This is a genomic window from Pseudomonas sp. TE3728 (assembly GCF_056279145.1).
This window is the reverse complement of sequence record NZ_JBWBQT010000001.1, coordinates 1134612-1147834: the sequence shown is the minus strand read 5'-3', so window position 1 is coordinate 1147834 and position 13223 is coordinate 1134612. Positions and strand designations below refer to the sequence as shown.

Genomic DNA, 13223 nt, shown 5'->3' with positions numbered 1-13223 from the left:
TCGTATTGTTCAACGGGCTATGCTGATGGCCATGGATCCCATTTGGGAGAGTAAGTTTCACACGCTCTCGTATGGTTTTCGGCCTGAACGCAGTGTCCACCATGCAATTCGTACTGTGAAGCTCCAACTCACAGACAATACAGAAACGAGGGGCCGCTGGGTTATTGAGGGTGACTTATCCAGCTACTTCGATACCGTGCATCATCGCCTGCTGATGAAAGCCGTACGCCGCAGAATCAGAGACACTCGTTTCATGGAGCTGCTGTGGAAAACAATCAAGGCTGGGCATATCGATATCGGACTCTTCCGGGCTGCCAGTGAAGGAGTGCCGCAGGGTGGAGTTATATCGCCGCTACTGTCGAATATTATGCTCAATGAATTCGATCAGTACCTGCATGAACATTACCTAAACCCGAAGGCCCGAAAAGATCGATGGTACTGGAACCATAGCATTCAGATTGGTCGAAGCACAGCGATCAGAGAGAACTGGCAATGGAAGCCAGCTGTTGCTTACTGCCGATACGCCGATGACTTTGTGATCATTGTCAAAGGCACTAAAGCACAGGCGCAAGCCATCAGAGAAGAATGCCGGAGTGTGCTCGAAGACAGCCTGAAACTAAGGGTGAACATGGAGAAGACCAAAATCACTCATGTGAACGACGGCTTTGTCTTTCTGGGCCATCGGATTATCCGCAAGCGTAGCCGCTACGGCGATATGCGCGTGGTAACGACGATACCGCGAGACAAAGCCAGAAGCTTTGCAGTATCACTGACGGCACTGCTATCAGGTAACTACAGTGAAAGCAAAATCGATATGGTTGAATCGATCAACCGAAAACTGAAAGGCTGGGCGACGTTTTATCAATTCGTTGACTTCAAAGCCAAAGTATTCAGTTATATCGACCGTGTCGTGTTCTGGAAACTGGCCCATTGGCTGGCTCACAAATACCGTTTCCATATCAAGTCCCTGATGCGCCAATGGTGCAAAGCACCTAAGCCTTGCCAAAGTAAGACCTGGGTTTTATTTGGCAAGACTAACAACGGCAAGCTCAGTGGTGAAACATTGTATCGGTTAGTTGGGCAAGGCAAGAAGCTGTTCCGGTGGCGCCTGCCCGAAGGTAATCCCTACCTGAGGTCGGAACCCAGGAACACATGGACCTCGCGCTTCACTGAAGTGGCTGTGGCGTTCGCCAGCGTTTAAGCGGAGAGCCGGATGCATTGTAAGGTGCACGTCCGGTTCGGTGAGGAGAGGCAGGGAAATAGCTCGACTACGCCCTGCCTCTTACTCAACTACGCACGGCCCAAGGCTGGCTGTACCTATAAACAATAGGAACCGCGGGTTCACCGTGTTTCCGAGCAGAGCAATCGTCTTTCGCGAAGACCGCTAAGACGATTCTTGGTCGGTGTTACGCCTGATTCAAAAAGCGAGCGGTGACGACAGGCAGAAAGCGGCCGAGACTGTGTAAAAAACCGTTGCCAGTGTAGTTCTCACCCCTTCGATTGCCGCAAGTCCCGCACGCCTCGTCCGAGCCTCCTGCGCAACAACGTACGAAGGGTCACGCCGTCCGAGTAGCCCACTTCAGCCGCGATCGTCTCAATGTCCTGTTGGCTGGTGCGCAATAGGTGCACGGCGCGTTCCACGCGCAGGTCCTGAACGTACGACAGCGGTGACTTGCCCAATACGGCTTCGATGCGCCGTTGTAGCGTCCTCTTGCTGGTGTGCATCGCCTCTGCCGCGGTGTCGAGCGAGAATCCTTCATGCAACCGATCGCGGACCCAGCGCTCGAATCGTTGCACTAGCGGATCAGCTTGCGCTAGGTGCACCGGGATCATGTATGGAGCCTGCGAAGGACGAGTGTCTACAAGAAGGTATCGCGCAGTCATGTCGGCCAATGCTGGGCTGGCTTGCCCGACCAGCCATAACGCCAATTCCAAGTGCCCCATCGCTGCACCCGCGGTGATTAGGTCACCGGACGGTGCTAGCATCCGAGTTTCGTCCAGCCGCACTTCAGGATAGCGCTGACGAAAAAGGGGGCCCAGCCACCATGCAGTCGTAGCATCGTGCCCATCGAGCAATCCGGATTCGGCAAGCAAGAATGTTCCGATACACGCCGCGCCGATACGAGCACCGCCAGAGTGCCAACGCCGCAACTGCTCCGCTGCGTCTTGTGCCTCCCGCCGCCCGAGCGCTTCTTGCAAGGGGCCGGCCATCTTGGTGCCAAGTGCCGGAACCACAACCCAGTCAGGTTGCCTGACACATGAAATGTCCTCCACTGGAACGCGCAAGCCTAGAGATGTGCGAACCCTCTTGCGCACTCCAACTATGTGGAAGTCGAACCGTGGTGATGGCATCTCCTGCAGTTCCGCCAGCTCGTTAGCAGTAGCGAGCGTATCCAGAACTGCGGCCAAGCCGGTGTCAAAGATGCCATCAATAGCGAGCACTACGAGCTTCATGGCGTAAATGATATCAATATTGTCATTTGCGGCAATGCCTTGAGAGTCGAGGGAAACCTATATTGGTCGCTGTCGGATGTTCGACATCAACCGAAGGAGTCTCCCAACATGATTCAGTTTGCACTTTTCGCGCGTCTCGAAGCCAAGGCAGGTAAGGAGGCCGAAGTTGCAGAGTTCCTGCAGGCCGGCCTGGCCATGGCACTCAACGAGCAGTCAACCCCAATTTGGTTTGCACTGCAACTTTCCCCCACGACCTTCGGCATCTTCGATGCGTTCCACGACGAAGAGGGGCGAAACAACCATTTGAGTGGCCCTATAGCCCAGGCTCTGAATGCCAAGGCGGAGGACTTGTTCGCGACGACGCCCACGATCGAATCGATTCAAGTCCTCGGACTGAAGAACGAATCGGCGCCAGCCTGACTAATCAACTGGTTTTCCCCCTTTAGCAAGAAAGAGAAAATTATGCGCCTGAATGTGTCCACCCGCTTGTCATTTTTCGCGACCTTTGCCGCCGGTCTTGTCTGCGTTGCCTCCATGCCGGTCGTCGCCCAGGAAGCCGAGAGGTTCACGCTCTCCAGCCCAGACATCGCCCCCGGCAGCAAGATTGACAATAAGTTCGTCCTGAACGGCTTCGGATGCTCGGGCCAAAACGTCTCTCCCGCGCTGGAGTGGAAGAACGCCCCGGCGGGCACCAAGTCGTTCGTGGTGCAGGTTTACGATCCGGACGCCCCCACGGGAAGCGGCTTCTGGCACTGGACTGTCTACAATATTCCGGCCTCGGTCACGCAGTTGGCCAGTGGCGCGGGCAACGGCGCTGCGAGTCTTCCGGCCGGCGCCTATGGAGGTACCAACGATTTCCTCGACACCGGGGCCACGGGCGGCAACGGCAACTATGGTGGCCCGTGCCCGCCGGAAGGCGAGAAGGCTCATCGATATGTGTTTACGGTGTACGCACTGGCCGTGGCGGACATCGATGCGGCCGCTGGCATTCCGAAGACCGGAACCGCGGGCTTGCACGGCTTTGTGCTGAACAAGGGCCTGGGCGACAAGATGCTCGGGAAGGTCTCGTTCACCGCGAAGTACGGGCGATAAAGCGTCGACATCGGAGCGCATTCTGCCCTATGGGGCCTTGGATCGAACTCGACGGCACGAAGACACTGTGCGCTTTTGGGCCAAGCGAAAAGATCCCTTTCATGGAGTATTCATCTCTGCCATGGAAGCCTTGTTGAAATCGCTGGCCCTGAAAAGCCCCCGACGTCGTGCACCAGGGCTCCCACCCAAGCAAAGCCGCGTATCAGGCCCGAGAGGACATACATGCGCATTGAGAAAGTTCTTACCATGCCACCGTCACCGGTAGGGCGGCCGGTCGATCTGCCTGACCATGCTGCGCGAGCAGGGGGCGCTGGCCACCCGGGCACGAATCCCGAGCAACTGTTCGCCAGCGACTACAACGCCTGTTTCCTGGGGCCATGAAGTTCATGGCCGCGCGCGACAGGCTTTAGATACCGGCGGATGTGAGCGTGTGTGCCATGGCGGGCATCGTCACGATTGCTAACGGCACCGACATCGAACGCCCTCATCCCGCTCCCCCGTAATCGAACGCGATCCGCAACAACATCGATGGGCGCCCTGACGCTCGGCCGAAACCTTTTTCCCATCCATCGCTCACAAAGGCCTCACTATGAAACTCATCCGAACCATCATCGCCAGCGCCGTCACCGTGGCCACGGCCACCGTCGCACTGGCTGCCGGCACCGGCAGCCCTGGCGTCGAACGCAACACGCAAGCCTTCCTGGAGGCTGTGGCCAAGGCCGGCGGCCAGCCCCTCGAGACGCTCGCACCCGCCGATGCGCGAGCAGTGCTGGCGGCCGCGCAGGCCGGCGCGAAGCTGGCGCCTGCCGACATCAGCGAGAAGACGATCACCGTCGACGGCAAGCCGCTGAAACTCACCATCGTGCGTCCAGCCGGCGCCAAGGGTGTACTGCCGGGCTTCATGTTCTTTCACGGGGGAGGCTGGATCCTCGGGGATTTTCCGACCAACGAGCGCTTCGTGCGCGACTTGGTCGCCGACTCCGGCGCAGCGGCTGTATTCGTCAACTACACACTGTCGCCCGAGGTGCGCTACCCGGTGGCGATCAACGAGGCCTATGCGGCCACGAAGTGGGTCGCCGAGAACGGCGCGCAGATCAACGTGGACGGCAAGCGCCTGGCCGTCGCGGGCAACAGTGTCGGCGGCAACATGGCGGCGGTGGTCGCGCTGATGGCCAAAGCGAAGGGCAGCCCGGCCCTGCGTGCGCAGGTGCTTTTCTGGCCCGTCACCAACGCGAACTTCGAGAACGCCTCGTACGACGAGTTTGCGACCGGCCACTTCCTCACCAAGGACATGATGAAGTGGTTCTGGAGTGCCTACACCACCGACGCCAAGCAGCGCCAGGAGATCTACGCCTCGCCGTTGCAGGCCACACCAGAGCAGTTGAAGGGGCTGCCGCCGGCCCTGGTGCAGACCGCAGAAATGGACGTGTTGCGTGATGAAGCCGAAGCCTATGCCCGTAAGCTCGATGCTGCCGGGGTCGAGGTGGTTGTCACCCGCTACAACGGCATGATCCACGACTTCGGGGCGATCAATGCGTTGACCGGCTTGTCCGCCACGCGCGCCGCGGTGCATCAGGCGAGTGAGGAACTCAAGGCGCGTCTGCGCTGAAGGCTGCTCGCGGGAACGGAGGGAGCCGTTCCCGCGACGCAGGCGCGGTGTACTGAGCGCGAACCAGAGCGAGGGGGCCACACTTCCTTGTCGGGTGGCTCCGGCACACCGTCCGTCATCGCGTTCAGCCCCTGCAGCACTTGCTCGCGCGACATCAACGTACCGCTACGGCTTGATGCCTGCGGCTCCGTCAGTAGCAGCAAGAATATCGGCGGGCCGCGACCATCCACTTCGATCCAAAACGACTTCCCGTCAATCTCTTCTGAGCGACATAGGATTGTCCAAAGATCCGATCAAGGGGTCGATGGCATCGAGACGGTGCTGGACGATATTTCGATCCTGCAAACTGAATCGCGGCACATCCTGCAGGCAGCTTGGTTACTTGCTATTGTCGCAACGACAACCACCTCGCTCGATCGTGTCCCAGCGGCCTAACCTGGCGAGTTTTTGCGCCGCAATACTGCTTGCGCTGGGACGGTAACAGCCCCTAACCTTTGGCGGCGAAATGCTCCGCGGCCGGGGTTTGTTGCGCGAGGCGAGCGCGATTGCCGGTTGTTCGTCGTCGCCATGCACCCAATTTTTCCCAGCCTCCAGGGCCTGGGCGGTGATGGCGTTCATTCCGTTGTGGGCCGCGTTCCTGCAATCTTTCCTCGGCCCTCGCGGGCTGGCCGCAGTGGGCGACCGCTGGGCGTGCCGTTGAGCATGCCTGGCGTCGACATGCTGCTGGATAACCCCGTAGGAACGGCGTTGTGGCTGCATGGAAAGACCCGCTTAAAAGGCTAGAAATGGTGTCCACTTTAGGTGGACACCATCGCCTTTGGTGTTGGGGTCAGGAAGGTGTGTTGCCCAGACGCTTACGATCAAGGTGCTGGGAGCACAAAAGTTGATAGCGCTGATGGGCTGAGAGGCCCTTTATTTTTCCGATTTCAGAAAAACAAATGCCCCGACAAGTCGGGGCATTTGTTTTTGATCTTGGCAGACCGCGTTTTCACACGGTCTGCAATGAGTGGCGTTTTTTTGTGCGTGACATTTGCAAGCGGCATTGTCATCACTGTCGGCATCTGCCCATGCATGTTTGGAACGGAATTTCGTCTCAGCATGCATGAGCAGTAGGGCGGCAGAGTCAGCGCGCTGTCACAGCCGTAGCCAGACCTGAATACTCCTGCATTGCATCCTCCAACGCCCCCCGAAAATACTCCTGTGATGCCCGGTCGCAGAGGATGTGCAAGCTCGCCTGCTGCACGGTGTCGGAATTGATGACGATCACGTTGATGCGTGCCGCCGACGTCTGGGCCACCGATCCCGGGCCGAACGTCTGCGGGCTCAGATCAACCCCGCAGAGCTTGGCCAACACTTCGCTCAGATGATCCCCCGTCAACTGAAAACAGGCATGGCTGTCCTGCCGAGGCAGCAGATAGTTGGCTTGATGGTCGAGTTCCCAACGGGCCTCTTCATCCGCCATTCGTTGGCCCTGATCCTCGGGACTGCCCAGCAGCAGGTATTCGGTCTGCGACAGCCGCGCCACCTGACTGCCATCGGCTTGAATCACCGCACGGTTGGGCGCATCCGGCAGGACGAAGCCGCGGCTGCGCAGGTACTCGGCACTGTGGGCGCCGCGGAAACCGACTCGCGGCAAGTCAGTCAGGTCCGCCAGGCGGCACCCCGGCATCGGTGCCAGGGCTTGCCGGGCGATGCTGTGTTGTTCTCTCAGACTGGTCATGACTCAAAGCTCCTGGCGTTGGTTGTCGGGATCGAAGAAGGGCAACTGCACCACCTCGGCCTGGACCACGATCCCGCCCTCGACGCGGATCGGAATCTGTTGGCCCGGCGCACTCTGGTCGATGCCGGCGTAGGCCAGGCCGATGATCTTGCCCAGGGAGGCGGAATACTCGCAGGAGGTGACGTTGCCGCTGATGTCCGGGCCGTTAAGCACCAGATGGCCTTCCAGCGGTTGCAGGCTGCCTTTGGGCAGGCTGAAACCCACCAGTTTGCGTTTCAGTGGCTGGGCTTCGAGGATGTCCACCGAGCGGCGGCCGACGAAGAACGGCTTGGTGCGACTGACCGCCCAACCCATGTCGATTTCTGCCGGGTGGGTCATGCCGTCGGTGTCCTGGCTGATGATCACGTGGCCTTTTTCCAGGCGCAGCAGGCGCTGGGTTTCGACGCCAAAGGGACGGATGTCGTGTACTTTGCCAGCCTCAATCAGCGCATCCCAAAGCTTGAGTCCATGACGTGCCGAGACGTGGATTTCATAACCCAGCTCGCCGACAAAGCCGACTCGCAACAGCCGTGCCTTGATGCCGGCCACGGTGCCTTGACGGACGCCCAGATAAGGGAAGGCTTCGGCGCTCAGATCGAGATCACTGCAGACTTTCTCAAGCACTTTGCGCGAGTCTGGCCCGGCGACGTTGACCGCGCAGATGGCTGCGGTGACGTTGGCGACGTCCACGTCCAGGCGCCATTGTGCATTCCACTTGAGCATCTGCTGATAGATCCGGTCGACGCCGCTGGTGGTGGCGGTGACGTAGAAATGGTTCTCGGCAAACCTCGCACAGACACCGTCGTCGATCACCACACCATGCTCATTGGTCATCAGCGCATAGCGAGAACGGCCGATCGGCTGTTTGAGGAAGGCAAAGGTGTACATCCGGTTAAGCAGCTCGGCGGCGTCCGGGCCGCGCACGTCCAGGCCGCCGAGGGTCGAGACGTCGATGAGGCCGACCTTGTTGCGCACGTGCAAGGCTTCGGCTTGCATGCAGCGTTCGCGATCCTTGGCGTTGCCGTAGTAGGCCGGGCGTTGCCAGATTCCGGCGGGCATCATCTTCGCCCCGGCTTGCAGGTGTCGGGCATGCATCGGCGTTTGCCGGTACGGGTCGAACGCGCGCCCGGCAACATGCGCCAGCTTCTCCGCAACAAACGGCGGTCGCGCGGTGGTCACGCCGGTTTCACTGATATTGCGTTGTGTGGCCCAGGCCACCAACCGCGCGGTCGGCAGCGCCGAGTGACGACCCTGAGACGGGCCCATGCCGACGGTGGAGTAGCGCTTGACCAGTTGCACGTCGCGATAACCGATGCGGGTGGCGTTGACGATGTCGGCTACTTGCAAATCCTCGTCGAAGTCGACGAAGTCCTTGCCTTTGGGGTGCGGGAAGATTGGCCAATTAAAGTTGACCCGAGCCTCACCGCTGAATGGCGCGCGTTGCGTGCCGACTGTCAGACCCAGCGCGAGGGCGGCTTCGGCACCGGCATTCACACCATCGGCAATCACGTTATCCAGCTGGTGACGACCGTTGACCGAGCCGGCGACATTTAGATTCTTTGGCAGGCCGCTGAGAGTGAACTCGGCACGCTGATCGTCGTAGGCCAGTTTGCCGCCGGCCTGGCACAGCAGTTGATAGACGGGCATGTAACCGGCGGACATGCACAGTAAATCGCACTCCAGGTGTTGCCCGCTATTGGCGACCTGGCCTTGTGCGGTGATCTTGCGCACGTCGACGCCGTTGATATGGCGCATGCCTTTCTCGTGCAGGGCTTCATAGACGGTGCTGTTGCTCTGATGGTAGATCTTGCGTTGCGCCAGTGCGCGCAGCAAGGATTCGTCCGAAGGACCATGGCGCAGGTCCACCACAGCGACGACCTCCACGCCCTGGTCATGCAGATCCAGCGCGGCGAGGTAACCGTCATCGTTGCCTGTCAGCACCACGGCGCGTTTACCGGGTTTGACCGCATACAGTTTCATCAGTCGTTGCGCGGCGCTGGTCAGCATCACGCCCGGCAGGTCGTTGTTGCGAAAGATCACCGGTTGATCGAAGGCCCCGCTGCACACCAGGCACTGGCGGGCGCGGACCTTGTACATTCGTTTGCCCTGAATCACCGGCAGGTAGTTGTCGGTGAACCAGGCGTTGCAATTGGCTTCGGTCAGGATCTGGATATTGGCGTGTTGCTCTACCGCCGCGAGCAGTTCGCGGCGTAGGTTTTCAGCCCTGTTGCCTTCGATATCGAAGCGGGCATAGGTTAGCGAACCGCCGAGAACCGGTTGTTGCTCGATGAGCAACACCTTCGCCCCCGCGTTGGCTGCCGTCAGCGCCGCATGGAGCCCGGCGGGACCCGCGCCGATGACTGCCAGGTCGGTGAAAAGGTAGGCCTTGTCGTAGTACTCAGGCTGGAACTTCAGGTCGAGCACACCGAGGCCGGCCTTCTTGCGAATGATCGGTTCCCAGACTTTCCACATGCCTTTGGGCTTGTAGAAAGAACGGTAGTAGAAACCCACCGGCATGAATTTGGAGAACTTGCCCAGGTAGGCGTCACGATCATTGTCCAATGAGCCGTTGACGTTCTGCGCCGTCACCTGCAACCCGGCGGACAAGGTGTGGGCATCGGCCAGTACGTTCGGTTCTTCGGGCAGTTGCACCAGGCTGTTGGCGTCCTGGCCGGCCATGGTCAGCGGGCCACGCGGGCGATGGTATTTGAACGAACGGGAGATCAGGTAACGCCCGTTGGCCAGCAGGGCGCTGGCGATACTGTCGCCTTGCAAGCCTTGGTAGCGCTGGCCGTCGAAGCTGAAATCCAGTGGTTGATCACGGTTGATCAGCAAGCCCATGGGGGCGGGTAGGCGATTCATCCTGCGATCTCCTTGGCGGCGCTAAAGTCGACACGGACGGTGAACAGCTCTTTGGGATCGAAGGTCCGCAGGATTTCGTCGGTTACGGTGTGCCGCTCCGCCAGAAACCAGTAGCTGGATGGAGTGTGCATCCACCACTCGCGCACCACGCCGGCGAGGTTGTCGGTGTTGAACACGTAGTCGGCCCATTCGGCATCGCTGCAACTGACCGGGTCAGGCATTGGCTTGAATTCGCCGCCATAAGTGAACTCGCTGATATTGCGCGGCCCGTTGAGCGGGCAATTCATGATTTTCATAGTCCGCTCTCCGTCAGTGACTGGCCGCCGTGGCGCCCATTTCGTTGACTTGTTGGAAGGTCGAGAAACGTTCGAGGCCGAAAGGTTTGATCAGATCCGGCACCTTGCCGCCGCTGGCGACCAACTCGGCCATGGTCTTGCCGCAGATCGGCGTGGCCTTGAAACCCCAAGTGCCCCAGCCGGCGTCGAGGTAGTAATTCTTCACCGGCGACAGGCCCATGATCGGGCTGTAGTCCGGGGTCATGTCGGTGATGCCGGCCCATTGGCGCATCAGCTTGGCGTTGGCCAGGAACGGGAACATCTCGATGGCGTGGGCCAGCAAGCTTTCCTTCAAATCGAGCGTGGAACGAGTATTGAACAATGGGTAAGGATCGGAGCCGCCGCCAAACACCACCTCGCCACGACTGGTTTGCTGCACGTAACAGTGCAGGGCGGAGGAACTCACCAGCGGATCGAGAAACGGTTTGAACGGCTGGGTGACCATCGCTTGCAACGGGAAGGTCTGGATCGGCGAACGAATTCCGGCCTTGGCCATCAGCAACGAACTGTGCCCGGCAATCGCCTGCACCGCGCAACCGCACTTGATGGTGCCGCGGTTGGTCTTGACCGCGGTGATGGCGCCGTTCTCGACGATCAAGTCCTGGACTTCGGTGAGCTGATGGATTTCCACACCACGCTTGGCCGCCTGTTTGGCGTAGCCCCAGGCCACGGCGTCGTGGCGCGCGGTGGCGCCGTCGATGTGCCAGAGCCCGGCGATCACCGGCAAGTGGCCGGGATCGAGGTTGAGGCTGGGCACCAGTTCGCGGATCTGCTGGCGGTCGATCATCTCGGTACGACCACCAAAGTGTTTGTTGACCTCGGCTCGCTGCCGGAACGAACGCACCGTGGCGTCGGTGTGGGCCAGGGTCAACTGGCCGCGCTCGGAGTACATGATGTTGAAATCGAATTCGTTGGACAGCGACTGGAACATCCGCACCGACTCGGCATAAAAACGTACGCCTTCACTGGTCAGGTAGTTGGAACGGATCACCGCGGTGTTGCGCGCGGTATTGCCGCCACCCAGGTAAGACTTTTCCAGCACCGCGATGTTGGTGATTCCGTGGCACTTGGCCAGGTAGTAAGCGGTGGCCAGGCCATGGCCGCCGGCACCGATGATCACTACGTCATAGCTCGATTTGAGTTCCTTCGGTGGCGGCAAATCCACTTCCACCGGGTACTCCGAACTCAGCCCGTATTTCAATAGATTGAATGGCATAGGGCCTCCGATTGGCTGCGTTGAGCCTGGTGTTGCGCAAGGGCTGCGGTCACGGTGTTCTTCATCAGAAAGGCGATGGTCATCGGCCCGACACCACCCGGTACCGGGGTGATCGCCGCGACGTGGGGCAGGGCGCTGTCGAAGTTGACGTCGCCCACCAGCCGGCTGCGGCCATCGTCTTCGATGCGGTTGATGCCGACGTCTATCACCACTGCGCCAGGCTTGAGCCAACTGGCGTCGATCAGTCTTGGGCGACCCACGGCGGCGATGACGATGTCTGCCTGCCGGCACAGGGCCTGCGGATCCGGGCTGCGCGAATGCAGGACGGTCACCGAGCAGTCGGCCTGCAGCAACAACGCTGCCATGGGTTTGCCGACGATATTCGAGCGGCCGATCACCACCGCATGCTTGCCGCGCAGATCGCCGCAGGTTTGTTCCAGCAAATACAAACAACCACTGGGGGTGCAGGGCGCGAGTACCGTGCGACCCTGGCTGAGGCCGCCGACGTTCTGACTGTGGAACCCATCTACGTCCTTGTCCGGTGCGATAGCCTCCAGTGCCCGTAATTCATCGATATGCGAAGGCAGCGGCAGCTGCAGAAGAATGCCGTGGATCGAGCGATCGGCATTCAGTCGGGCGATCAAGATGAGTAACTGTTCAGTGCTGGTGTCCGTGGACAGCCGATGTTCCAGCGAGCGGATACCCACCTCTTCGGCGCGCAGGATCTTGTTGCGCACGTAGACCTGGCTGGCCGGGTCGCTCCCCACCAGGATCACCGCCAGTGCCGGTTGAATGTCTTGCTCGCGCAGGTGCTCCACGTCCTCTCGGACCTGCACCAGGACGCGGGCGGCGGTGGCTTTGCCGTCGATCAGTTTGTGCGCGTTCACCGGAAGATCACCGTTCTGTCCTGGTTGAGGAAAACCCGGTGCTCCAGGTGGTATTTGACCGCCTTGGACAGGGCCACGGTTTCGGTGTCACGGCCGGTGGCGACTAGGTCGTCGGGCAGATAGACGTGATCGACACGCTGCACTTCCTGCTCAATGATAGGTCCCTCGTCGAGGTCGCTGGTGACGTAATGGGCGGTGGCGCCGATCAGTTTCACGCCACGCTGGTAGGCCTGGTGATAAGGCTTGGCGCCTTTGAAGCCGGGCAAGAACGAATGGTGAATGTTGATCGCCCGCCCCGAGAGTTGCTTGCACAGGTCATCGGAGAGGATTTGCATGTAGCGCGCCAACACCACCAGTTCGGTGCCGGTGTCGTCGACGATCTTCATCAGCTCGGCTTCCTGCCGGGCCTTCGTTTCCTTAGTCACCGGCAAGTAGATGAAGCGAATGCCCTCGCGTTCGGCCATGGGCCGCAGGTCGAGGTGGTTGGAGACGATGGCGGTGATGGTCATGTCCATCTCGCCCTTGTGGTAGCGGTAGAGCAGGTCGGTCAGGCAGTGGTCGAACTTGCTGACCATCAGCAGCACACGCATCGGCTCGCGGGTGTCGTGCAATTCCCAGGTCATCTCGAACGCCTTGGCGACGTCGGCGAAGCCGTCCTTGATCTGTTGAATGTCGCCCTGATGGCCGTCGTTGAAGCGGAACACCGCACGCATGAAAAAACGGCCGCTGAAGTCGTCGTCGAATTGCGCCATCTCCCCGATGTAGCAACTGTTGTCCGCCAGGTAGGTGGTGACGGCAGCGACGATGCCGGACACTGCGGGACAGGTGATCTTGATGATGAAATGGTTTTTTTCGTGTTGCATGACACGTCCTCGGGATGATGGCGGCAGCTCATCGCATAGCGAAAAAAGTGTCAGCGGACAGCAGGCTCATCCATGAGCGCGTTTTCTTGTGGGGAATAAATTATTCCTGTTGCTGGCTTTATAGGGGAATGGTCGCGCCGCGTCCA

At 59.9% G+C, this 13223-nt stretch carries 12 protein-coding genes; 5 read left to right on the top strand and 7 right to left on the bottom strand.

Annotation, left to right across the window (positions count from 1 at the left end):
* Nucleotides 1–4: 4 nt before the first annotated feature.
* Entirely contained in the window at nucleotides 5–1201 is a 1197-nt protein-coding gene (locus ACZ89R_RS04575; protein WP_429547907.1) for a reverse transcriptase domain-containing protein, read from the top strand.
* Between the two features lie 287 nt (nucleotides 1202–1488).
* Here the strand turns inward: ACZ89R_RS04575 and ACZ89R_RS04570 are convergent, their stop codons facing one another.
* Nucleotides 1489–2454 carry a GlxA family transcriptional regulator gene (locus tag ACZ89R_RS04570; protein WP_429546548.1) on the bottom strand — a complete coding sequence of 322 codons (966 nt, stop codon included), beginning with the start codon at nucleotides 2452–2454 and terminating at the stop codon, nucleotides 1489–1491.
* A gap of 108 nt (nucleotides 2455–2562) precedes the next feature.
* Between ACZ89R_RS04570 and ACZ89R_RS04565 the strand changes: the two genes are divergently transcribed.
* The 4 genes from ACZ89R_RS04565 to ACZ89R_RS04550 all read left to right on the top strand — a co-directional run bounded on the left by ACZ89R_RS04565 (nucleotide 2563) and on the right by ACZ89R_RS04550 (nucleotide 5855).
* Nucleotides 2563–2874 (top strand): putative quinol monooxygenase, encoded by a 312-nt coding sequence (locus ACZ89R_RS04565; RefSeq protein ID WP_429546549.1) that lies wholly within the window; start codon nucleotides 2563–2565, stop codon nucleotides 2872–2874.
* Nucleotides 2875–2916: 42 nt separating this feature from the next.
* Nucleotides 2917–3546, top strand: coding sequence for a YbhB/YbcL family Raf kinase inhibitor-like protein (locus ACZ89R_RS04560; RefSeq protein WP_429546550.1), 630 nt, complete (start codon nucleotides 2917–2919; stop codon nucleotides 3544–3546).
* A 589-nt stretch (nucleotides 3547–4135) separates the two neighbouring features.
* Nucleotides 4136–5155, top strand: a complete 1020-nt coding sequence (locus tag ACZ89R_RS04555; protein ID WP_429546551.1) for an alpha/beta hydrolase — start codon at nucleotides 4136–4138, stop codon at nucleotides 5153–5155.
* A gap of 505 nt (nucleotides 5156–5660) precedes the next feature.
* Nucleotides 5661–5855, top strand: a complete 195-nt coding sequence (locus ACZ89R_RS04550; RefSeq protein ID WP_429546552.1) for a hypothetical protein — start codon at nucleotides 5661–5663, stop codon at nucleotides 5853–5855.
* Between the two features lie 423 nt (nucleotides 5856–6278).
* Here ACZ89R_RS04550 and ACZ89R_RS04545 read toward each other — a convergent pair whose 3' ends face one another.
* The 6 genes from ACZ89R_RS04545 to purU are packed head-to-tail and all read right to left on the bottom strand — an operon-like array spanning nucleotide 6279 to nucleotide 13077.
* Nucleotides 6279–6875: a sarcosine oxidase subunit gamma gene (locus ACZ89R_RS04545; RefSeq protein WP_429546553.1), complete on the bottom strand. Its 597-nt coding sequence runs from the start codon at nucleotides 6873–6875 to the stop codon at nucleotides 6279–6281.
* Between the two features lie 3 nt (nucleotides 6876–6878).
* Nucleotides 6879–9776, bottom strand: a complete 2898-nt coding sequence (locus ACZ89R_RS04540) for a 2Fe-2S iron-sulfur cluster-binding protein (protein WP_429546554.1) — start codon at nucleotides 9774–9776, stop codon at nucleotides 6879–6881.
* Entirely contained in the window at nucleotides 9773–10072 is a 300-nt protein-coding gene (locus ACZ89R_RS04535; RefSeq protein ID WP_201062395.1) for a sarcosine oxidase subunit delta, read from the bottom strand. The genes ACZ89R_RS04540 and ACZ89R_RS04535 overlap by 4 nt, the downstream gene beginning before the upstream one ends.
* Nucleotides 10073–10085: 13 nt before the next feature.
* Entirely contained in the window at nucleotides 10086–11327 is a 1242-nt protein-coding gene (locus ACZ89R_RS04530) for an FAD-dependent oxidoreductase (protein WP_429546555.1), read from the bottom strand.
* Nucleotides 11309–12214: a bifunctional methylenetetrahydrofolate dehydrogenase/methenyltetrahydrofolate cyclohydrolase FolD gene (folD, locus tag ACZ89R_RS04525; protein WP_201062393.1), complete on the bottom strand. Its 906-nt coding sequence runs from the start codon at nucleotides 12212–12214 to the stop codon at nucleotides 11309–11311. Before folD ends, ACZ89R_RS04530 begins: the two co-directional genes overlap by 19 nt.
* Nucleotides 12211–13077, bottom strand: a complete 867-nt coding sequence (gene purU / locus ACZ89R_RS04520) for a formyltetrahydrofolate deformylase (protein ID WP_123366043.1) — start codon at nucleotides 13075–13077, stop codon at nucleotides 12211–12213. The genes folD and purU overlap by 4 nt, the downstream gene beginning before the upstream one ends.
* Between the last annotated feature and the right edge of the window lie 146 nt (nucleotides 13078–13223).

Coding starts and splice junctions, on each gene's coding strand:
- ACZ89R_RS04570 (WP_429546548.1), bottom strand. CDS start 2,454: ATGAAGCTCGTAGTGCTCGCTATTGATGGCATCTTTGACACCGGCTTG.
- ACZ89R_RS04565 (WP_429546549.1), top strand. CDS start 2,563: ATGATTCAGTTTGCACTTTTCGCGCGTCTCGAAGCCAAGGCAGGTAAG.
- ACZ89R_RS04560 (WP_429546550.1), top strand. CDS start 2,917: ATGCGCCTGAATGTGTCCACCCGCTTGTCATTTTTCGCGACCTTTGCC.
- ACZ89R_RS04555 (WP_429546551.1), top strand. CDS start 4,136: ATGAAACTCATCCGAACCATCATCGCCAGCGCCGTCACCGTGGCCACG.
- ACZ89R_RS04550 (WP_429546552.1), top strand. CDS start 5,661: ATGCTCCGCGGCCGGGGTTTGTTGCGCGAGGCGAGCGCGATTGCCGGT.
- ACZ89R_RS04545 (WP_429546553.1), bottom strand. CDS start 6,875: ATGACCAGTCTGAGAGAACAACACAGCATCGCCCGGCAAGCCCTGGCA.
- ACZ89R_RS04540 (WP_429546554.1), bottom strand. CDS start 9,776: ATGAATCGCCTACCCGCCCCCATGGGCTTGCTGATCAACCGTGATCAA.
- ACZ89R_RS04535 (WP_201062395.1), bottom strand. CDS start 10,072: ATGAAAATCATGAATTGCCCGCTCAACGGGCCGCGCAATATCAGCGAG.
- ACZ89R_RS04530 (WP_429546555.1), bottom strand. CDS start 11,327: ATGCCATTCAATCTATTGAAATACGGGCTGAGTTCGGAGTACCCGGTG.
- purU (WP_123366043.1), bottom strand. CDS start 13,077: ATGCAACACGAAAAAAACCATTTCATCATCAAGATCACCTGTCCCGCA.